The organism is Moellerella wisconsensis, from assembly GCF_022592395.1.
Taxonomy (GTDB): Bacteria; Pseudomonadota; Gammaproteobacteria; order Enterobacterales; family Enterobacteriaceae; genus Moellerella; species Moellerella wisconsensis.
Genome location: NZ_CP093242.1, coordinates 2172018 through 2194000 on the forward strand (window position 1 = coordinate 2172018; position 21983 = coordinate 2194000).

16 protein-coding genes, 2 tRNA genes and 2 pseudogenes are annotated in these 21983 nt (G+C 35.0%); 13 read left to right on the top strand and 7 right to left on the bottom strand.

The window, feature by feature from the left end; translation table 11 throughout:
- Positions 1-244 precede the first annotated feature (244 nt).
- A complete protein-coding gene (gltP, locus tag MNY66_RS09620) occupies positions 245-1549 on the bottom strand; it encodes a glutamate/aspartate:proton symporter GltP (protein ID WP_047256985.1) in 1305 nt (434 codons plus the stop codon).
- A 388-nt stretch (positions 1550-1937) separates the two neighbouring features.
- Between gltP and MNY66_RS09625 the strand changes: the two genes are divergently transcribed.
- Both MNY66_RS09625 and MNY66_RS09630 read left to right on the top strand, forming a co-directional pair.
- Entirely contained in the window at positions 1938-2201 is a 264-nt protein-coding gene (locus MNY66_RS09625; protein ID WP_047256986.1) for a DinI-like family protein, read from the top strand.
- 40 nt (positions 2202-2241) lie between these two features.
- Complete coding sequence (locus tag MNY66_RS09630; protein WP_241500743.1) at positions 2242-2814, top strand: cysteine hydrolase family protein; 573 nt, start codon at positions 2242-2244, stop codon at positions 2812-2814.
- Between the two features lie 191 nt (positions 2815-3005).
- On the opposite strand, the gene MNY66_RS09635 is transcribed toward MNY66_RS09630, so the two are convergent.
- Positions 3006-3866 (bottom strand): D-amino-acid transaminase, encoded by an 861-nt coding sequence (locus MNY66_RS09635; protein ID WP_047256988.1) that lies wholly within the window; start codon positions 3864-3866, stop codon positions 3006-3008.
- 392 nt (positions 3867-4258) lie between these two features.
- Here MNY66_RS09635 and MNY66_RS09640 point away from each other — a divergent pair, with 392 nt between their 5' ends.
- From MNY66_RS09640 to MNY66_RS09665, 6 genes are all read left to right on the top strand, one after another.
- Positions 4259-4837, top strand: coding sequence for an HdeD family acid-resistance protein (locus MNY66_RS09640; RefSeq protein ID WP_047256989.1), 579 nt, complete (start codon positions 4259-4261; stop codon positions 4835-4837).
- Between the two features lie 967 nt (positions 4838-5804).
- Positions 5805-7064: a mechanosensitive ion channel family protein gene (locus MNY66_RS09645; protein WP_241500744.1), complete on the top strand. Its 1260-nt coding sequence runs from the start codon at positions 5805-5807 to the stop codon at positions 7062-7064.
- A gap of 300 nt (positions 7065-7364) precedes the next feature.
- Positions 7365-9818, top strand: a complete 2454-nt coding sequence (locus MNY66_RS09650) for a DMSO/selenate family reductase complex A subunit (protein WP_420915475.1) — start codon at positions 7365-7367, stop codon at positions 9816-9818.
- The gene (locus MNY66_RS09655; RefSeq protein ID WP_047256991.1) at positions 9818-10435 is read left to right on the top strand and encodes a DMSO/selenate family reductase complex B subunit; all 618 of its coding nucleotides are present in this window, start codon (positions 9818-9820) and stop codon (positions 10433-10435) included. The genes MNY66_RS09650 and MNY66_RS09655 overlap by 1 nt, the downstream gene beginning before the upstream one ends.
- Before the next feature lies 1 nt (position 10436).
- Positions 10437-11213: a dimethyl sulfoxide reductase anchor subunit family protein gene (locus tag MNY66_RS09660; protein ID WP_241500746.1), complete on the top strand. Its 777-nt coding sequence runs from the start codon at positions 10437-10439 to the stop codon at positions 11211-11213.
- Positions 11214-11384: 171 nt separating this feature from the next.
- Positions 11385-11981, top strand: a complete 597-nt coding sequence (locus tag MNY66_RS09665; protein ID WP_241500747.1) for a molecular chaperone TorD family protein — start codon at positions 11385-11387, stop codon at positions 11979-11981.
- 110 nt (positions 11982-12091) lie between these two features.
- Here the strand turns inward: MNY66_RS09665 and MNY66_RS09670 are convergent, their stop codons facing one another.
- The gene (locus tag MNY66_RS09670; RefSeq protein ID WP_047256994.1) at positions 12092-12634 is read right to left on the bottom strand and encodes a DUF924 family protein; all 543 of its coding nucleotides are present in this window, start codon (positions 12632-12634) and stop codon (positions 12092-12094) included.
- Between the two features lie 463 nt (positions 12635-13097).
- Here MNY66_RS09670 and MNY66_RS09675 point away from each other — a divergent pair, with 463 nt between their 5' ends.
- Complete coding sequence (locus tag MNY66_RS09675; protein WP_231637041.1) at positions 13098-13376, top strand: hypothetical protein; 279 nt, start codon at positions 13098-13100, stop codon at positions 13374-13376.
- Positions 13377-13691: 315 nt separating this feature from the next.
- Here MNY66_RS09675 and MNY66_RS09680 read toward each other — a convergent pair whose 3' ends face one another.
- Positions 13692-14324 carry a hypothetical protein gene (locus MNY66_RS09680; RefSeq protein WP_241500748.1) on the bottom strand — a complete coding sequence of 211 codons (633 nt, stop codon included), beginning with the start codon at positions 14322-14324 and terminating at the stop codon, positions 13692-13694.
- Positions 14325-14365: 41 nt separating this feature from the next.
- Here MNY66_RS09680 and MNY66_RS18065 point away from each other — a divergent pair.
- Both MNY66_RS18065 and MNY66_RS09690 read left to right on the top strand, forming a co-directional pair.
- Positions 14366-14801, top strand: a pseudogene (locus tag MNY66_RS18065) (DNA polymerase I); the annotation flags it as partial.
- A gap of 95 nt (positions 14802-14896) precedes the next feature.
- Positions 14897-15091, top strand: a pseudogene (locus tag MNY66_RS09690) (tyrosine-type recombinase/integrase); the annotation flags it as partial.
- Positions 15092-15149: 58 nt separating this feature from the next.
- Here the strand turns inward: MNY66_RS09690 and MNY66_RS09695 are convergent.
- Positions 15150-15225, bottom strand: a tRNA-Thr gene (locus tag MNY66_RS09695).
- Positions 15226-15230: 5 nt separating this feature from the next.
- Positions 15231-15318 (bottom strand) — tRNA-Ser (locus MNY66_RS09700).
- A gap of 214 nt (positions 15319-15532) precedes the next feature.
- On the opposite strand from MNY66_RS09700, the gene rcsD reads away from it, so the two are divergent.
- A complete protein-coding gene (gene rcsD, locus MNY66_RS09705; RefSeq protein WP_241500750.1) occupies positions 15533-18268 on the top strand; it encodes a phosphotransferase RcsD in 2736 nt (911 codons plus the stop codon).
- 1 nt (position 18269) lies between these two features.
- Complete coding sequence (gene rcsB / locus MNY66_RS09710) at positions 18270-18920, top strand: response regulator transcription factor RcsB (protein ID WP_047256997.1); 651 nt, start codon at positions 18270-18272, stop codon at positions 18918-18920.
- A 129-nt stretch (positions 18921-19049) separates the two neighbouring features.
- Here the strand turns inward: rcsB and rcsC are convergent, their stop codons facing one another.
- Positions 19050-21872 carry a two-component system sensor histidine kinase RcsC gene (gene rcsC / locus MNY66_RS09715; protein ID WP_241500751.1) on the bottom strand — a complete coding sequence of 941 codons (2823 nt, stop codon included), beginning with the start codon at positions 21870-21872 and terminating at the stop codon, positions 19050-19052.
- Between the last annotated feature and the right edge of the window lie 111 nt (positions 21873-21983).

Below are 21983 nucleotides of genomic sequence, written 5' to 3' on the forward strand. Positions count from 1 at the left end.
ATCATATTTAAGATTTTTGTCAGTTTATGTACTGTAGCTAAAATACAGTAATATTTGCTTATCTTTCATCCTATGAATTAGTTAATTAGATATTTAACTCATAAAGAGTAATTAATAACTTAATTATATTTAACCTTACAAAATAGAGAAAATTAAATAATGAATAACAAATAATAAAAAAGCCAACTTATTTGTAGTCTAAACACAAACAGTTAGCCTTTTTAGAATTATCTAGTTTCAATAATTATAAACTTTTTTCATATTCTATGGCTTTTTTCTCATCATAATTATGCTCCCACTTAGAAATTATAATTGCAGCAAGCGCATTACCAACGACATTTAAAGCGGTTCTCGCCATATCCAATATACGGTCAACACCTGCAATAAATGCTAAGCCTTGCAAAGGAATACCCACACTACCAAGTGTGGCTAATAGAACCACAAATGAAACTCCCGGTACTCCAGCGATACCTTTAGAAGTGATCATTAATGTAAATACTAGAATAATTTCCTGCCCGATAGATAATTCAATACCATAAAGCTGTGCAATAAAAATAGCCGCAATACTTTGATAAAGAGTCGAACCATCGAGATTAAATGAATAACCAATAGGAATAACAAAGCTTGTAACAGATTTAGGGGCACCGTATTTTTCCATTTTATCCATAATGCGCGGTAATACAGTTTCAGAACTTGCAGTTGAATAAGCTAATAATAGTTCATCTTTTAAAATACGAATAATCGTAAATATATTTATTTTACAATAACGAGCAATTAATCCTAATACCACTAGTGCAAAAAATAGAATTGCAACATGTACAATAACAATTAACTTAATTAATGGAACTAATGAACTAAATCCAAAGTTAGCAACAGTGACCGAAATTAATGCAAAAACACCAATAGGGGCATATAACATAATCATATTGGTCACTTTAAACATAGTTTCAGAAAAAGTCTGTAGAACATCTAATAGAGGCTGCTTTTTCTCTTTAGGCAATGAAGATAAACCTAAACCAAATAATACAGCAAAGAAAATGACAGGAAGCATATCACCACTCGCCATAGCTGCAAATATATTGCTAGGTACTAATGACAATATCGTATTAATAATTCCATGCGGATGACTCTCTACTGCTTGCGTGGTTTTTTCATATTGTGAGATATCAACCTGGGTTAATTGTGACATATCAATACCCACACCAGGTTGGAATATATTCGCAAATGAGATACCGACAATAATAGCGACTGTTGTTACTAGCTCAAAATAAAGAATAGTTTTAAAACCTAATGTACCGAGTTGCTTAGTATTACCAACCCCAGCAATCCCTACAATTAATGTTGATATAACAATTGGTACAACAATCATTTTTATCAATTGGATAAAAATATTACCTGCTGGATTTAAAATATTTAAAATCAACCAATCTTTATATTCTGTATTATTATGAAGAATTGCTCCTAAAATAATACCCAAAAATAATGCTATTAATATTTGCCAGCCTAAACCTAGGCGAAACTTTTTTTTACCTGTCTTATTTAGCGTCATATAATACTCTCTATATTTAATAGATTTTATGTTTATGTCATTTTTCTCCCCGGTTTTATATCTAAAGTTCGTAATTACCACAACTATAAACTCGAAAAAATGGAGCTATCCATCAGTGAAATATATTCAAAAAGTAAAAAATAGAAAGATAATTTGTAATTTTGTAACAATTGGTAATTTAATAAAATATTTAATTACAAAGTATCACGTTGTACATAGCACACTAATATAAGAATAAGTCTCATTATAGTTTGTAAAAATAGCTATCTTACTAGAGAAAGGGGCTCTTTCCACCAGCCAACGATGACTGAATAAATTTTAATTGACAATAAAGAAAATCGCGTTATAAATACACTGTATAAAGATACAGTTATGTTATGAGGCTATTATGTTACGGATTGAAGTCTTGTTTGATAAACTTTCCCCCCAAAAACCGTCTCCGAGTATTATGGATGCGCTAAAAATAGAAATTGAACGTAAACTAAAACCACAATTTCCAGAAATGATCACTCGTGTCGCATTAAGTACCTCACAATCAATTGTGATTAGTGGAACTAAAGTTGATCATGATAAGGAAAAAATACAGGAGATGTTAGAAGAGATTTGGCTAGATGACAGTTGGCTTCCTGAGCCTAACGAACAAATAGACTAAATCAACTCTTTTTTATTATATTAATTATGAAGGAGCATCTATGTCTCAAGCATTAATAATTATTGACTTAATTGAAGATATTATTGGTGAACAAGGTCTGTCTAATAGTAGTGCCGCCGAAACAAAAGCACGCGATATCATTAATAAATCGAATAAAGCAGCGCAATATGCGCGAGCTCATCAAATCCCTGTAATATGGGTTAAGGTGGGCTTTTCTGATGATTATCACGATATTCCCGCAGGCTCACCCATGTTTAAAAATGCACAAAAACTGGGAGCGTTAAAATTAAGTGGCTCAGGATGTCGATGGGTTAAAGAGCTAGACGTACAACCTCAAGACCATATTTTTATTAAAAAAGGTGTATCCGCATTCACTAGTAATAAATTAGATCAATGGTTAAAGCAGCATAATAACCAACATTTAGTCATCAGCGGTGTCAGTTCATTAATGGCAATCCAAAGTACGGCTCGTTTAGCTCATGATTTAGGCTATCAAGTCACTGTATTAGAAGATCTCTGCGCTGCAGCAAATGCAGAATTACATATGCAAAGTATGCAGGCATTACAAGGCATGGCGACAATCTCTTGCTCCACAGAATGGCAACAGTCATAAAAATCTTATTAACTTATATATCTATATTCGGATTATCTTGCGTAAATAAAATTTCTATTGGCTAAATTTTATTTACGCTATTAGCTTGCTATTCTTTGCTCAATATCGATTACGTAATATGAGTTTTCTCATATTACAATTAAAAACAACATGTTCTATCGCTAGGGAGATGCTGTATTATACTTGGTATATTACTTGGTTACCTGAGCTAAATAAATTTCTCGTAATCGCTTAGCTATCGGCCCTGGTATGCCATTATTTATCGGATGGCCATCAATACTAATAACAGGCCAAATCAATGTCGTCGCTGAGGTTATAAAGACTTCTTGAGCTTCGATAGCTTCATGTAGTGTAAATGCTCTTTCTTCAATCATTAAATTTTGTTCTTTGGCTAACTGAAGTACCGCTCGGCGTGTGATTCCCGGTAAAATATCTTGGCTTAATTCTCGGGTGATTAATTTATTATTACGATAGATAAAACAATTACTTGAACTTCCTTCCGTAATAAATCCGTCTTGTACTAATAGCGCATCATCGGCATTATTAGCATGTGCGTATTCTTTAGCCATCGATGCTGCAAGTAACGCAACCGTTTTAATATCCCGGCGTAACCAGCGAATATCATCACAGGTCACCAACCTTATTCCTTGCCTAGCTAACGGTTGTTCAATAATATTTACCGGCTGAGTAAATAAAACCAAGGTCGGTTTTATTTGTTTTTCGGGATATAAAAAACTACGAACTCCTGGGTTTCCTCGAGTTAATTGCAAATAAATTAACCCTTCAGTTAACTGATTTTGAATCATTAAGGAATGATGAATTTGCTCTAATTCTGCTTCTGAATAAGCTAATGGCAGAGATAACTCATGGCAAGAGCGCGCCAAACGAGCCATATGCAGTGAGAAATCAACTAGTTTCCCCTGAATAACCGCAGTGACTTCATATACCGCATCAGCGAATAAAAATCCACGATCGAAAATAGATACTGATGCTTGACTTTCCGGTAAATATTTACCATTTACATACGCTATTGCAGGTGCTATTACAGACATACAAATCCCGATAATATTCAATGATACCGTTAAAAACTGTAGATTAATATATATACTATATTAGAATAATAATTCTAGTGATAATTAATAATATAGCTTTTCTCATGTATAAATTAAGCACTTAAAACATTCTTTTTATGATTTGAATTATAGGAATGAGGTTACTCTCACTGTACTGTTTGTTACATTTAATCGCTATTGATCTATATTAAGGTAGTTGATTAATATTTATTATAAGTTTAACTTAACTCTACGGTTTTTATATGCTTAGCATTATTTTAAGTGACGGAAAGCAACTAAATACAGCTGAAACTTAAATCTATAACCCATATATCATTACTCACTAATATATAGTCGTTTATCAAAAAGTAGTCATTAAAAGAGGCTTTATCATGCTTAATATCAATCCTGAGCAGCTCTCTAAATTAGCGGGCGAACAAATCAAAAAACAGCGGACTTTACTGTATATTCTTTCATTTCTTTTGTTAGTCGGAGGGATTGTCTGTTTAGCTAGCCCCTTGGTCTCTGGTGTAGCAATTAGTTTCATTATAGGAATTATGTTACTGATCAGTGGTATAGCTATAATTGCAACGCTGATTGCAGGACGCATATATAATGGCCGATCTATTTTATTTAGCCTTATCGCCGCAGTTGCTTATTTAATTTTAGGTTATGTATTTATTACTGATCCGCTACAAGGTTTACTGACTCTGGCTATTTTTGTGGGCGCATTATTTATCATTGGTGGTGTTTTCAGATTATATGCAGGATTTTCAAATCTATCCGCTAATTCAGCGTGGATGAATATCCTGATCGGTATTCTAGATTTCATTATCGCCTACTTGCTACTGAGTGCCGGTGCTGAAACATCAATTATTCTATTAACAACATTTATTGGTATTGAGTTGTTATTTACCTCATTCACGCTATTTAGCTTTGCTAGCCTACTGAACAGACAATTTAAATCATAAGTTAGATTTTATAAGTTATTTTGTAAATTATAGGCTCTGTTAGTAACAAATTAACGGAGCCTTTTTATTTATCTACCCCCTTAAAACTGCCTACTCGGGTTATTCTTGGGAATAATTAATATCACGACTGTCTATCGCTCTAGCTATACGTAAATTACGAGTTCCGTCGTCTACCTCATCATATACCTAGCTTACATCTACAAAGACTTATAGTCATAGCGGTTTCTTGTACACCTCCTTTCGTGATAATTAAAAAAGCAGATACTCGCACTAATTATCACTTATTAATCCCCTTAATTTATGTCTCAGAATCTATCCACAGATCATTAAACTCAACTATTTTTTAATTTATAAAATAAATTTTAAAATTAACTTGACTATAACATATGATTGACTAGAATAGTCATCAAGTGATCTAGATCACACTTTATTAATTAGGGATTAAATTATGACCAGTATCAAACAATTTATTATCAATCTACAACAAGTTGTTGAATTATTATCAGCTAAACGTTTTATGTAATTTAATAACCTTTAATAGCTTCATATATCTTATGTTAGCTTTAACTTATATTTTTTAAATCGCCTAAGTTGTATCGTTAGGCGATTTTCATTTCAATTTTTATTTTATTTTCTATTTAATATATAAAATTTCATATTTATTATCTTATAGTAAAATATAGTTATAAATGATATTTTATGTAAATATCATTGACATCTTAAATTACATTATTTTATGGAACAAATATAATTTTTTTGTTTTTACTCACCACTTAACTTCAATTTACCCTTCCAAAATATTATTTTTGATATATCTCAATATATTATTGGCAGCTGTTAGCTGAAAATTTTAATCAAATGTTACATAATAGTAGCCTTTATTACCTACAATTTATCGGTTAATGGTTGACTCAAGCGTGGAATTCTTTAGCCTTAATAGTAGTATTTAATTTTTTTAGGGGAACGTATGCAGCAACAACTGCTTGATTGGATAAAACAATTTAACCATGACTACGCCGATATCACCTCGTTATTGATAGTCTTATCACTTATTATTATTGTTGCACTTATTCTGCACTTTATTTTACATAAAATTATTCTTCCTCAATTGGAAAAAAGTGGAAAAAAGAAAAACCGAGGCTGGCAATTTCAATTAACCCAACATAAGCTATTTAACCGCATTGCCTTTTTGATTCAAGGTATTGTTGTTAATATTCAAGCCATTTTATGGCTACATGCTGGATCTACAACTCAGCAAGTGCTAACCGTTGGAGCACAAGCTTGGAGCCTATTGTTTGGCTTACTAATCTTGTATTCACTGCTCGATATTATTTTGGGCGCCATGCAGCGTTATCCTTCTATCGCACGTTTACCGCTCAGAGGAATATTCCAAAGCGTTAAATTAATAGCAACTGTCATTATTGGTATAATGATTATCTCGCTACTCATCGGCAAATCTCCTCTAATATTAATTAGTGGTTTGGGTGCCATGACGGCGGTATTAATGTTGGTTTTCAAAGATCCGATTATGGGCTTAGTCGCTGGTATTCAATTGTCAGCTAACAACATGCTTAATATTGGCGACTGGCTAGAAATGCCTAAATATGGTGCTGATGGCGCAGTCACAGATATTGGATTAACTACGGTGAAGGTTCGTAACTGGGATAATACAGTGACGACCATACCAACCTATGCATTAATTTCTGATTCATTTAAAAACTGGCAGGGAATGACTGAGTCTGGAGGACGCCGTATTAAACGCAGCGTGCGCCTTGATACGACAAGCATTCATTTTTTAACCGATCACGAAATTTCTGCACTAGAAAAAGCGCAATTGCTTGAACCTTATATAGACAATAAGGTTAACGAACTAAAACAATTTAATTCCGCGCTGCCTCAAGACAAAGTATCGCCATTAAATCAACGCAACTTAACAAATATTGGAACATTCCGCGCTTATGTGGAAGCATATTTAAAAACCCACCCGTTAATCCACAAAAATATGACCATTATGGTCAGACAATTAGAATCGGATTCCAATGGCTTACCCGTTGAAATATACGCATTTACCAATACTACCGCTTGGTTAGAATATGAACGGATTCAATCTGATATATTTGACCATATTTTTTCTATCTTGCCACAATTTGGTTTAAGAATTCATCAATCACCAACCGGTAATGATATGCGCGCCATTGGCCACAATGATAAAATTAATATAATCTAATTTTCATTAGCGACTGTTAAATGAAATTGATGAAAATTTGAATATCGATTATTCCAAGAGGAGTTTCACTCCTCTTTTTTATGGCTTTTTTACTTATCGCTATATATTTATTAACATAACCATTGGTAAATCTTGCTCATTAAATCGCAAATAATTAATCAAAAAAACCTTATAAATTAAGTAAATGAGAATGACCTAGTTTTATTTTTCAGCACCTAACTTGATTTACATCATGATGGTACTAGGCTAATTTTTTTAACATCTGCATCAATAAAATAAAAATCGTTATTTATATAGGCAATGTCGATGCATAAAACTAAAAAAGCCCCTCATTTTGCAGAAATGAGCCGACGTGATTTTATCCAGACATCCGCTACCGTTGCTGGTGCTGCGGCTGTTGCGGGATCTATATCACTGCCCTTTTCCGCGCAAGCAAACAGTGATATCACTGTTTCTAAACCTGATGAAATGGGCGAAACCATCAAATACAGTGCATGTCTAGTTAACTGTGGCAGCCGCTGCCCATTAAAAGTACATGTGAAAGATAATGTTATACGCCGTATTTCAAATGAAACTTTTTATGATGATTCTACCTTTGGACAGCATCAAATTCGCCCATGCCTGCGTGGCCGTTCTGTCCGCTGGAAAACATATAATCCAGATCGTTTAAAATACCCTATGCTACGGGTCGGCAAACGTGGTGAAGGTAAATTCAAAAAAATTAGTTGGGACGAAGCCACCTCGTTAATTGCAGAAAAACTGAAATATACGATCGAAAATTATGGCAATGAAGCAATTTATTATCAATACGGTACTGGCTCCACTGGGGCTAATTTGCATGGCCGCTCTGCCTGCAAACGCTTATTAAGCTTAACCGGTGGTTTTTTAAGTGATTATGGAACATATTCCTACGCTCAATTAATGGAAATCACCCCTTACGTTTACGGCACAGTGGAAGAATCTCTGTTATCCGAAATTGCTAACTCTGATTTAGTCGTCATGTTTGGCCACAATCTCGCAGAAACCCGTATGTCTGGTGGCGGACAATTCTATGAGACGCTCAATGCCCTAGAAAAAAGTAAAGCCAAAGTCATTATCATTGACCCACGTCGCACAGATAGCGTTACGACACTAGGAGCTGAATGGGTGCCTATCTATCCAGGTACCGATGCCGCTTTAATCGCCGCTATGGGCTATGTGATGATCCAAGAAAATCTGACCGATGAAGATTTTCTAAAAAAATACTGTGTCGGTTGGGATGAATCAACTTTACCGGCTTCAGCTCCGCGCAATGGTTCTTATAAAGATTATATTCTAGGTAATGGACCTGATGGTCAGGCAAAAACCCCTGAATGGGCGAGTAAATTAACCGGTATTTCAGTCGCACAAATTATTCAATTAGCTCGTGAAATCGGTAACGCTAAAAATGCGTGGATTTCTCAAGGCTGGGGAATTCAACGTACCGAAAATGGCGAACAAGCTAGCCGAGCTATTATGATGTTGCCAATTATGACCGGTAATATTGGCCGTCCAGGGACCAATACTGGCTTATGGGGCGGTAGTATTGAATACCCTGTCGCAGGTTTCTCTGTCCCTAATCCAGTCAAAACACAAATTCCAACCTTCATGTGGACGGATGCGATTACTCGAGCACCTGAAATGACCGCTGAAAATGCGGGTATTAAAGGAGCCGATAAATTAAACCAAGGGATCAAATTTCTATGGTGTTATTCCAGTAATGTCACCGGAAACCAGCACGCAGATTTAAATAAAACCCACGAAATTTTATCTGATGAATCCCAATGTGAATTTATTTTAGTTTGGGACAACCACAATACGCCATCAGCAAAATATGCAGACTTATTACTGCCGGATGTAACTCCAGTAGAAACTAATGATCTAATCGATAATTCCTATGCCAGTGGGGCTTATCACTACATGGTTAGATTACAAAATGCGATTACTCCTCTATGGGAAAATCGCCCTAACTATGATGTTTTAGCCGAAGTTGCTGACAAACTTGGTATTAAAGATCAATTCACTGAAGGGCGCAGTTATCCTGAATGGATTGAATATTGCTATAACAAAACCCGTGAAACCATGCCTCATCTTCCTGCATTTGAACAAACGGATGATCAAGGCATTATCGACCGGATCCTCGCCAATAGCAGTGATAACATTGCGTTAAAAGACTTTTATACCGATCCACAGGCCAATCCGTTAAAAACGCCTTCGGGTAAAATTGAGATTTATTCTGAACAACTGGCTGAACGTGTTAAACATTGGCAGTTGCCTGAGGGGCAGAGAATTCCAGCGGTACCTGAATATTGTGCGAATAAAGAAGGCGTTGAAAATAAACAACAAAAAGAAAAATATCCCTTACAAATGACTGGATTCCATGACAAAGGTCACGTTCATTCAACCTACTATAATGTTGCGATGCTACGTGAAGCTATTCCCCATCAATTTTGGTTAAATCCTATCGATGCTCAACAGCGTGGATTAAAGAATGGCGATCTGGCTGAAATTTATAATGGTCGTGGCAGGATCCAAATTAAAACTAAAGTTACTGATCGCGTATTACCGGGTGTTATTGCTGTGCCCCAGGGTGCATGGCGCAGTTTAGACAAAGAAGGGGTCGATGTTGGAGGTTGTATCAATACTTTAACCTCACAGATGCCTTCTCCTTTAGCTAAAGGGCCGTCACAACACACTAATCTCGTCGAAGTCAAACGTGTACAAGGAGTTAATTAATGAAACAATATGGCTTTTTCTTTGACTCCACAAAATGTACCGGCTGTAAAACGTGTCAGGTCAGTTGTAAAGATGAAAAAGATCTCGAATTAGGCCCTAAATTCCGTCGAGTATATGAGTTTGGCGGCGGCAGTTGGCAACAACAAGACGGCATTTGGCAACAAAATGTCTTTAATTATTATCTGTCTATCTCGTGCAACCACTGCTCTAACCCAACCTGTGTTACAGGATGCCCGACAGGCGCCATGCATAAACGCCCTGAAGATGGCTTAGTCGTTGTTGATCAGTCGATTTGTGTCGGTTGCCGCTATTGTGAATTACGTTGCCCATATGGCGCTCCTCAATATGATGAGAAGAAAAAATTGATGAGCAAATGCGATGGCTGTTATGAGCGTGTTGCCCAAGGTATGAAGCCGGTTTGCGTAGATTCATGCCCTCAACGTGCTCTAGATTTTGACGATATCACTGTGCTACGTGCTCGTCACGGTTCTGAATGCGGTATTGCCCCAATGCCAGATCCTAATTTGACCCATCCTAATATCGTGATCAAACCACACAAAGATGCCAAACCTTTTGGCGATAAGAGTGGCAAACTACAAAATCCGGCGGAGGTGTAATATGCATGAACTACCCCTAGTATTTTTTACCGTTTTGGGGCAATCCGCCGCAGGCCTGTATTTAATCGCTTATTTGAGCAAGAAATTAGGCTTAATCGACCTTAATCAGCTCAGAAATGCCAATATTTTGGCTTTTATTATTGTGGTTATTGGCTTAGGTATTGGTGGTTTGCACGTCGGCCAACCATTGCGTTTCTTTAATATGCTGTTTGGTGTTGGCCGTTCGCCAATGAGTAATGAAGCATTACTCAGTGGTATTTTTGTTGGATTCGGTGCAGTAACCCTGTTTTTCACGTTATTTATGAAAAAACCGTTACTGCGCGAATTAGCTAATCTTGGTACGGTCATTTTTGGCCTAGCTTTCGTTTGGTCTATTCCACAAGTTTATAATATTGCTACAATTGCTAATTGGTTTACCGAATATACTACTCTGCAAATATGGATGACCTTATTAGTCGGTGGTGGCGCATTAGCGGTAATTATCGGTGCTCGCCAACTGGGTGTACTGTGCTTTATTGTCGGTTCCGTCGCCATTTTTGCTAGCCGAGCTGGCTATCAAAGCTTCTTGAGCGAAAGTGGCCCACAGTTAAGCGCAGAACAAACTCCTTTTTGGGCTTTTCAGTTAGTTATTCTAGCCTTAGCTATCTTTATTTTTGCCGTCACTGTTTTAAAACAACGGATGCCAAAAACAATATTAGTGACTTGTGCTGGTGCAGTTTTAATGGCTGAACTGGCAGGACGTATTGCTTTTTATAATCTTTGGCAAATTACTATGTAATCTACCGTGCATAACCCTTTTATATAATAAGATTAACTTTTAAAGCCTGCCTGACGCAGGCTTTCTTATTCAACGAGATCGACTAAAATAAATACCTGCATTGGGCATAGTAATTATACAATATCTAGCTCATCACCTATAAATTTGCAATATTACGGAAAAATAACTCTTATGCTAGCTAACACCACATTATTACGAATTTTAGGCGCATGTTTCTATTACTCGCCACAGTCATCCACACTTAAAAATATTATTCCTGTATTACCAGAATTAGCTGAGCTTAATAATTGGCCAGACAGTCTAATTATTAATTCACTGCTACAATCGATAGGCCAATACACGCCAGAGCAACTAAGTTATGATTTTTCTGTCTTGTTTGAAGGCCAAGGTGAAATGCCTGCCCCGCCTTGGGGATCAGTTTATCTGGATCATGAAAATATTGTGATGGGTGAATCAACTTTATTATATCGTGAATTTTTAGCCAGCCATGGTTTAGTCTCTAATTCTTATCTCAATGAGCCTGAAGACCAATTTGGACTGATGCTATTAGCCATTACCGCATTATATGAGCAAAATAAACCAGATGCAGTGCTAACACTACTTGAACAACATTTATTGCCCTGGGCTTATCGTTATCTTACTCTGGTGGAAATGTCTAATGTTGAGAACACTTTTTATCCTCAGCTTGCAACAATCACCAAAATTTATTTAGCCCAATTACAACAGCAATTAAATATTACACCACTCACTGTTGAGTTATTCCGCTAACGCTTCTCTATTTAGCGGGCATCAGTTATTTGCACTCTAGAGTCTATTACTAAGTTCTTACTATATTTTTACTACGAACTTATTATTAACTCATGTCTTTGAGAGAAAAATTAAAATATGCTGCCCGCTTGCTGTAAAAATAATAACTCTTCTTTCGATGAATGGCGTTCTAAAATAATATTTCTGTGAGGATAACGCCCAAAACGATCAATGATTGCCTTGTGCTGCATTTCATATTCTAACGTTTTATCATGACCTAATATTCGAAATAATTCGACAGCTTGCTGATGAATAAACATAGATTCCGAGTGCATAAATGGCATAAGAATAAATTTACGCTGACTAATAGATAATTGATTAAAATCTTGGTGTTTTAAAGCTTCTTGAGCCAAGACTAACGCCATTGTATCCTGAGAAAATGCTCTAGGGGTATCCCGCCAAATATGACGAGAAAACTGATCCAAAACAATTATTTCAGCCAGACGACCTTTTAATGATTTTCTCCAATAAGCTAATTCACCCTTAGCTGCATGCTCACTAATTACACTAAAACGTTTAATTATTGCAGCATCAAATTGGCTATTTTTTTCAAACCATTGTTTTGGCGTTGCTTCTTCAAACCAAAATGACAGAACTTGTTCCGCCGTATGCATAGTTTTTGCCTATAGATGTTATAAAATCTGTTATCAGATAGTTATATTTATCGTAAAGAATAATAAATATAAAAGACATAACTGATCTCTTAAAATGTCGTATCACCATATAATGTTTTATATTTTTGAGAAGTAAACCACAAAAAAAACTTATAATTTCAATAATAAAATAACTAATAACTCATTTTGTATCACCACCATAACCACTCACAATATCCACTTTAAAAATTACAAACAGATAATTATAACCATGTATTTATTAGATAATTTAATTTACACGTATCACTTTGTGTTTATCATTTTATATAAAATAAATATCTATGACTCATAGTTCGAAAAAATAGTTTTAAAGCTATCGCGTTGCTTTAACTTAAGTTATATTAATAAAGTTAGCACAATATATGATATGATCTGACAGATAAATTGAAACTGGAATTGATCAACTATTCAATGGGTATAAACGATGTCACCACACTTAATATTAATCGGCTGGGGGTTATGGGTGAGTCCATGTGGATTAGATGCCTGTGATGCGTTGCCCGTTACCGACGTGATTTATACTCAGCAGGAATGTGAAGTTAGAAAAAAATATTTAGAAAAACAACGACCAAACTTATATTTTCTCTGCGGGGAAGTATATCGCGATAGCCAGCAAACTGAAAAAAACATATCTAAATTCCCTCAATCATGGCAAGAACATTTACCTTCTTTCCCACCTCCTCATCGAGAAGGCAGATATTAATATTGTCGTATTAAGCGTATTCTATCGCGTAGAACAAGAATGGATCTTTGGCTCAAAATTACAGTATTTAATCCACGGTGCTACACTTTCTCTTGGCTTAACTATTTATGTTTGTAACTTCACCTTAAGTTCCCTCTTTTGTCCCCCTAAAATCAGAGTATTTTAGTTATATACCGTTCTAATACACTTCAAATCTATTAGTGACAGTTCAATGCGCTTTAACTTCTGTGATAATGATGCTTTCACAGGTGGCGATATCGCTAACGAAAATAACTTCGACGACTTGAATGTCGCCGAAGAGGAAGAATCATTTATTTAAACAGGCTTAAATGCACTGGCATCAATTTCGGCTAGCGCACTATTATATTTAATCATTTTACTTTTACGTATAATTTTATCGAACAATATTATTGTTGCCGATTCAGAAATAAATAAGAATAAAAGTGCCATAGATTTTAACAAAGTCGTACCATTCGTGAATAGATATACAAAAAGAAAAGACGAAATTATAAATACTAATAAAGATATGATAAAGTATGCTATATACAAACGACTTTTACGATGGAAGTTATTAAAGTCTATTTGGAACACCCCATCCAAAGTAATATATTGCAACAACCCTTTTAAATTAAATTTATTTAAAATTTTTCCATTATAGTTATTCAACACATATAGAAAAACATTCCGAGAATTAGCATCATTAACTTTAGTTACGCTTTTTTCTATAGATTCTAACATTTCCATTGAGATGTTAGTTTGAAATAGGTCTTGGTTCAATTCTATATCACACTTTAATACTTTATGTTTCTCATAACAACCATATAATTTATTGATTCTAGAGTTATTAAGTTGAGTTAAGTATATAACACTTTTTATTATTACTACTGAAAATATCCATTTAGCAAAACTTATTATGTTTTCGATAGTAATTATATTATCTCCCGTCAAATTAACACCAAATATATCTATATAAACTCCCCCTATAAATTATGAAAAATGCACTCTGTTTAGACCTCGAAACATTCAGTGAAATGCCTATTAAATACGGTATACCTTCTTATGCAGAAACTGTTGAAATTATGCTTTTTACTTGGGCGTTAAACAATAACTTATTCATATAGCAGCCATTTTGACCGCTCTATGTTTAATGTTTAATGTTTAATAATAGCTGAATCAAAATTGATGTTAGCCGCTGGTGCGATATCCCACTTCAAGCATTAGTATATGGTTTGGTTTACCAAGTGATTTAGGGGCGTTATGTGAAGTGCTTGGCGTTCCTTTGGATAAAGCCAAAAATAAAGAAGATAAAGCACTAATACAGCTATTTTGTAAGCCTCGCCCTAAAAACTTAGCATTACGTCGCGCAACTAGCAAGACGAGTGAAAACGTTTTGTTACTTACACAGGTCTAGATATCGAAGCCATGCATTAGCTACACCGACGTTTACCAACATTGGAATTAGGGTAACTTAATCTTGAATTATCACAAATAGACCGTCAAAAAAAAGTAGACGTACATAGGCTAGTTGGCTTGTTCAGTCCGGAGTTCCATTATCTGCACTTCAAGAAATGGGAGGATGGGAAAGCATAGAAATGGTCAGGCGATATGCTCACTTGGCACCTTCACATTTAAAAGAGCACGCACTTAAAATAGATGCCCTTTTTGCTGATGATGTCCCAAATATGTCCCATCAACTACTAGAGGCTGTTAAATGACATGAATTACAAGCAAGAAAAAACCCGCTATCTGGTTGAGAGATAACGGGTTCTTATTTGGTGCCGGCTACCGGAGTCGAACTGGTGACCTACTGATTACAAGTCAGTTGCTCTACCAACTGAGCTAAGCCGGCAAATATGGCGGAAGGATAGAGATTCGAACTCTAGGATGGTTTCCCATCGGCGGTTTTCAAGACCGCTGCCTTCAGCCGCTCGGCCATCCTTCCATGGGGCGCAATTATGGAGAAACCGGAGCCACTTGTCTACCCCTTCAAGTAAAAAAAATGCATTTTTTTTACTGTTTGATTAATCTTCGGTCAATCAACGGCTTTTTTATAAAAAAAAGTGTTAATATGAGAGCATTCGGCGCATATATTATATCCATGCATCTGTTTTCTATTCCAATTTAATGGCGTTATCGACAAGGCTCTACTTTCATTTATGTATAAACAATCACTTTTACAGCCATCAACACTTTCACGTTTTTTTATCGCCTTTATTCTCCTATTATTATTGATGTTAGTACTGTTTGTTTATAACTATTCTCATGCCTGGTTAACCTCTAAGCAAAGTTCACTGAATAGTATGTCGCTACGTCTTGCCTATCAAATTGAGGATTATCGCTATCATGCGAACCACCTTTATAAGCTTGCTAATCCTGAAACAAAAAATACTGAAGCTCTTTATAATTTAGAGAATAATAATTCAGTGATTAAAATTCGACCCAATGTTTATTGGCTAAGTAGTACCAACCAAACAATTGATGCCATTATCTTTGGCGATCAAGAAAAAGAGGATTCACTCTTAGCATCAATCTTAGCTAATTACATGGAGATTGTTTGGGGAGCACGAAATGAATATAACTCAATGTATTATTTGGATGGCAGTAACAATTCACTCATATTGATCACTACACATTCGGTATTAAAACCGGAATTACGCTATAAAGAAAGCTATCTGACGTTAAGCGCAGAAGAAAAACGAGCTGATATGCTGGTTCAATCAACTATTTTAGATAAACGTGAAACCTTATCTAATATTCAAAAGTTAAGTCCGGAAAATATTTATTATTATACTTACCGCGCGATGTTTAATTCACCTGGCCAATTAACCAGTATTATATCTTTTGATATCTCTCTCAATTCTATTAGTGCACTTTCGTTATTCAGTAAAAATATCTCACTAGTGCCTGCTAATCTAGATGATGATTTTGATAATAATAAAAATAATATTTCAATACAGGGTGCTCAAATTATCTTCTCCCAGCCAGTACAAGGAACATCATATAAATTAATCTATGAGCTCTCGCTGAAAGATAGCCTCATTAATATTTTGAGCAATAACTTCTGGTTAATCATTTGTATGATTTTATTCACTACCTTGGCCTGTGGGGGAAGTTTATATATAAGAAGACGATTTATTACCCCGAATAGAACCATGTATCGCGAGTTACAAGCTAAGGATTCTATCAATAATGAAATTGTAAATAATATTCCTTATGGATTGATGGTGTATGATTTCTCATTGAATCGAAAAGTGCTCAGCAATAGTATTGCAAATAAACTACTTACATCAATGGATTTAGTACATATACGTGATATGGCGGTACAAAATCACGGTATTATCCAAGTATCGATTGAAAACATAGTATATGAAATCACCTTGGTTAATAGTTCAATGTTTGATAATACGTTCCTATTTATTTTAGTTGATAAAGATAATGAGGCACTATCACAAAAAAAACATATGTTGGCTGAGCGTGAATATCAAAAAAATATTCATTTAAGAAAAATTATTTTTGAAAATATGGGATTTGAGATCCAACCGACGTTGACAGAAATAGATCAGCAAATAAAAAATCTACTTTCTTGTGAGCCTTATGATGATAACCCGTATTTAAGCCAATTGATTCTGAATATTGATAGCATCAAACATTGGTTTGATAATATTAATTTATTAACTCAAGTTGAAGCTAAACTATATACACAGAATATAGAGCCTACCGCCGTCAGTACAATTATCACACAATTCCTACAGCAAAAATTATTATTAATCAATCAAAAAGGATTAACATTATATTTTCATAACCATATTAATCCTGAACAACTGTTTAGTATTGATAAGCAGACCTTATTGCATGTAATTGAATTAACAATAAATTACTCAATTGGTAGCACTTCTTTTGGTAAGATATCTCTTACCCTAGATCATAACGCTGAACGTAATGAGATTATTATCAATATTATGGACAGTGGATATGGGCTAACCGCAGCAGATTTAAGTAATCTTCAATTTCCATTTTCTAATCGAGTTATTTATGAACAACGATTCTCACGCTCCGGCGTTACTTTCTATTTATGTCATATATTATGTAAAATGATGAACGGAAGCTTTACTATAAATAGTAAAGAAGAGATAGGCTCACATTATACATTAACATTTGCTGCTAACGCTGAGAGTACTTCTGTCGAATTCCCTCCTTTGTTAGAAGATATTACTATATTAGTGGATATTCATAACCATGAAACAGAAACTATAGTCAAAGATATATTAAGCCACTATGGTGCAAGCGTAAAAATAATGAGTAAGCAGCCTACTAACACTATTGGTGATATCGTGATTACTGATAATGAAGAAGAATATGAAATAGAAAGAGCGACAATAATTTTAGATAGTAGCTCGACACAACTTACGGTTATTAGTGCGACTAAAGTTAAGTCAAATTTTAACTTTTCTGATCAGATTATTAATGCGATATCATTTTTAATCGATAATAGTGAGTCTAGTGATCATATTGATCTTGATAATTTAGGAATTAATGAATTTGCACCTGAGATGAATGAATATGATGAAATGGATGTTAATCAAACTGAAAACATTCTAGCAAGTTATAAAAACAATTTATCTATCAGCCCATATCGAGATTTATTTATCACCACAGTACCAGTAGATATTAATAAACTGTATAGTAGTGAAAGTATCGATGATTTAACCGAGCTAAAAGATATAACACATCGTTTAAAAGGTGTTTTTGCTATGTTAGATTTTGATTTATTGAAAAAAATGTGTGAATATTTAGAGCACCACATAGCAGAACATAATAAATTTGAAATAAGTAAAGGTATTAGAGAGCTGGAGTATTCAGTATCTAAATTAATGCCAGAAGGTGACCAATAATATGAATAACATCAATGTCATTGTAGCAGACGACCACCCCATTGTTCTTTTTGGTATCAGAAAATCACTAGAACAAATTGAATGGGTTAATATCGTTGGAGAATTTGAAGATTCAACTGCCCTAATCAATAACTTGGCGCGCCTAAATGCGGATGTTTTGGTAACCGATTTATCCATGCCCGGTGACAAATACGGCGACGGTATCACGTTAATTAAATATATCAAACGCCACTATCCCGATCTTTCGATTATCATTCTTACAATGAATAATAATCCAGCGATTTTAAGTGCAATACTTGAATTAGATATCGAAGGTATTGTTCTAAAACAAGGCGCTCCAGCCGATTTACCAAAAGCGCTAGCTGCATTGCAGAAAGGTAAAAAATTTACACCAGAGAGCGTAACTAAGCTATTAGAAAAAGTAAATGCCAGTGGTTATGGGGATAAACGTTTATCCCCAAAAGAAAGCGAAGTTCTACGTTTATTCGCCGAAGGATTTCTGGTCACTGAAATTGCACGAAAATTAAATCGCAGTATTAAAACCATTAGTAGCCAAAAGAAATCAGCCATGCTTAAGCTCGGTGTAGATAACGATATCGCCCTGCTCAATTATTTATCTTCGGTTACTATTGACAATAGTTCTGTAGAGTAATTACGTGCTTATGTTAGTATTTGATTATTAACGTTAATCAACTAATTCCTTCACGTAAAGACCCGCTGTAAACTGAGCTGTAGAGTTTAAAAATGCATTCTATTGATAATAATCATAGAGTGCATTTTTTTAACGCCCACTAAAGCTCAATAACGTTTTCTTCAGTTGCGCTAACTTCGTTGGTTTAGATAAACAATCATCCATACCAGCAGCTATACAACGCTGTTTCTCTTCGGCCATCGCATTCGCAGTCAAACCAATAATAGGTTGAGTAAATGATTGATTTCTTAGGCTAGTTGCCAGCATATAGCCATCCATATTAGGCATATTGACATCGCTAAGAACAATATCAACTGGATTTTTAGCAATATAATCCAATGCCTCTACCCCATCAATTGCCATTGCCGTTCGATATCCCATGCTAGTTATCTGATCTGTCAATAGAAGACGATTTATAGGGTGATCATCGACAATTAATACGGTGAATTTATTCAATGCACTATCATATTGAATATGAGCCTCAGGAATTACAGTTACCTCGCTCTCTTCACACATCAATGTATCAATAAACATCGGTAACCGATCTAGTTGATAAGTATTGTGTTTCCACTCACCCGGTTTAACCAAACGTACCTCGCCAATATAAGTGGCGGCTAATCGGATAGTTCGCGGTATGTCCAATGAGCTATATACCGGGTTGTCAGTCAATAGTAGGGCGTAATTTCCTCGGCTATGGCGCTCATCAATCAGAGTTACATTAAAGCCATGGTGTTCAAGCAGACGAGATAAATATTGCCCCAGAAAATCATTGCGGCATAACACAGCGATCGGGAAGACTGAACGGTATTCTGGTACTTGGATTGGCAAATATTTACCGTTATATAGTGGAATACGTATCACAAAAGTACTGCCTAATCCATATTCAGAATTAATTTCAATATCACCATCCATTAAACTGGCTAATTTTTCACAAATGGCCAAGCCTAGTCCAGTGCCTTTACTGGCCATATTATTGTCATTATTGACTTGAAAGAAAGGATCGAATAGTTGCATTTGTATGGCAGAAGTCATGCCAATACCAGAGTCTTTAATCTCGATTCGTAAATAGTGTTCATCACGCCAGACGTAAAGAATAATAAATCCTGATTCAGTAAATTTAATGCTGTTATTCAGTATATTAGAAATTACTTGCTGAAGCCGCACTGCGTCATTATTAATTAAATCGGGGACATTAGGCTCAATAAATGAATACACTGATAGCCTTTTTTTAGCGATTAAAGGTACATAGTTAGATAAGACAAAAGAAAAAATCTCTCGGCAACTGAACGCTTTGTGTTCAATTTTTAATTGTTTAGATTCAATTTTAGAAAAATCTAAAATATCGCTGATAATCTGTAATAATAATGCAGATGAATTATCCATCGTTTTTACCAAACGATTAGCTTTACCCGGTAAATCATATGATTGCAATAATTCAATATTACCAATAATTCCGTAAAGCGGCGTTCTTAATTCATGACTAACGGTCGCCAAAAACATTGATTTAGCATGGTTTGCTTGCTCCGCTGCTTCGGCTACATCTTGCAGAGATTTTTCCATTTGTACTCGAATGCTAATATCAACAAAGACACAAATGGCTACCTCTTCATTTTGATAACGTGAATTCACGAAACTAATCTGCAAATGTGTTTGATTTGTGGTCACTACATCGATGTAATTAGAGGACTTCTCACGAATTATTTTTAATATTCGTTGTTTATCTTTATCATTGAGCAACTGGAAATAATCATGGGCTAATTCGTTACTTAATATATTTCCACCATCACTCACTCGTAGAATAATAATTCCGACTGGGGCAGAGGCCACTATTTTGTGGTTAAATTGTTCATGTTCTTCTAAGCGAATCGCATTATTTTCTGCTGGCGCAAGCATTTTTCTTTCCAACAACCAAATCATAATAACAATGCTAATAGCCGAGATGAAATTTAAAATAAAAGCGTTGAGTAAGGAAAGATTAAATTCAGCTAATAATCTATCCGTTGGTATAGAAAGAACTACACTAAGCGCCGAAGGAGATAAACGTTTTTTAAAAATTAATTTTGAATAATCATTATTAAAACCAAAATATGGGGTATCAATTGATTCAAGCATACTCGCAGAAATTGGAATTTTACTGATAGAGTTATAGATTACCGGCTGATTATTTTGATTAACAATCGCTAGTTCAAGCGGGCTATCATAGCGTTGATTAAATTGGCTAAGGCTTATATTTCTTTCTATGCCCATTAAACCAACTAATATTCCCTCTTTATAAATCGGGGACATTAGATATAACTGACCAGCATCAGGTTGTGGATTCGGAACAATCCAATATAAGCTGCGCTCTTGCCCCTGTGTTTTCATGCTCATATAGGCGCGCATATATTCATAAACTACCCGCTTCAGTAATTCAATATTTGAAGCGAACATTCGAATTGGAAAATCCACCATACAATGACTATTAACGCCGGCAATAAATACATGGTTAATACCTTGCGAGGCCGCAATGCTATCTTTCCAAAAATAAATTAATTGCTGGAAAGAGGATAAGTAATCTTGGGTTTTTTCTTTGAATATACGGCAATCGCCATTCACTTGTAATGGATGGTAAACAAAAGAAGAATGTTCGACTTTGTTAGAAAAAAAATCAGGTTGTGCTTTTCTTTTTTCAATATAACTTTCTGTCATAAATTGAATTGAGCGCAATGTACCGTTAGTTTCTCTTATATAAGCCTGCATATGATCATAGCTAGAATTAAACTGCTGACGAATATCTGATTTAGCTTGGTTAAACTGATTTATTAGGTAGGATAATGTAAGAATAGCTCCCATCGCCCACAGCATAAAGCCGAGAATTCGGAATAAATAACGGGATATTTTAAGCGATGTTCGAAAAGAAGATAAATATCTCAAGCGTATACCTAAACCTATTCAATACATTAAATTAGCTATCATAGATTATAATATCAGCCAGAGAATAAACAGTAGTAATTAGCGTTTGTTAAAATAAAAACAGACGGTAAA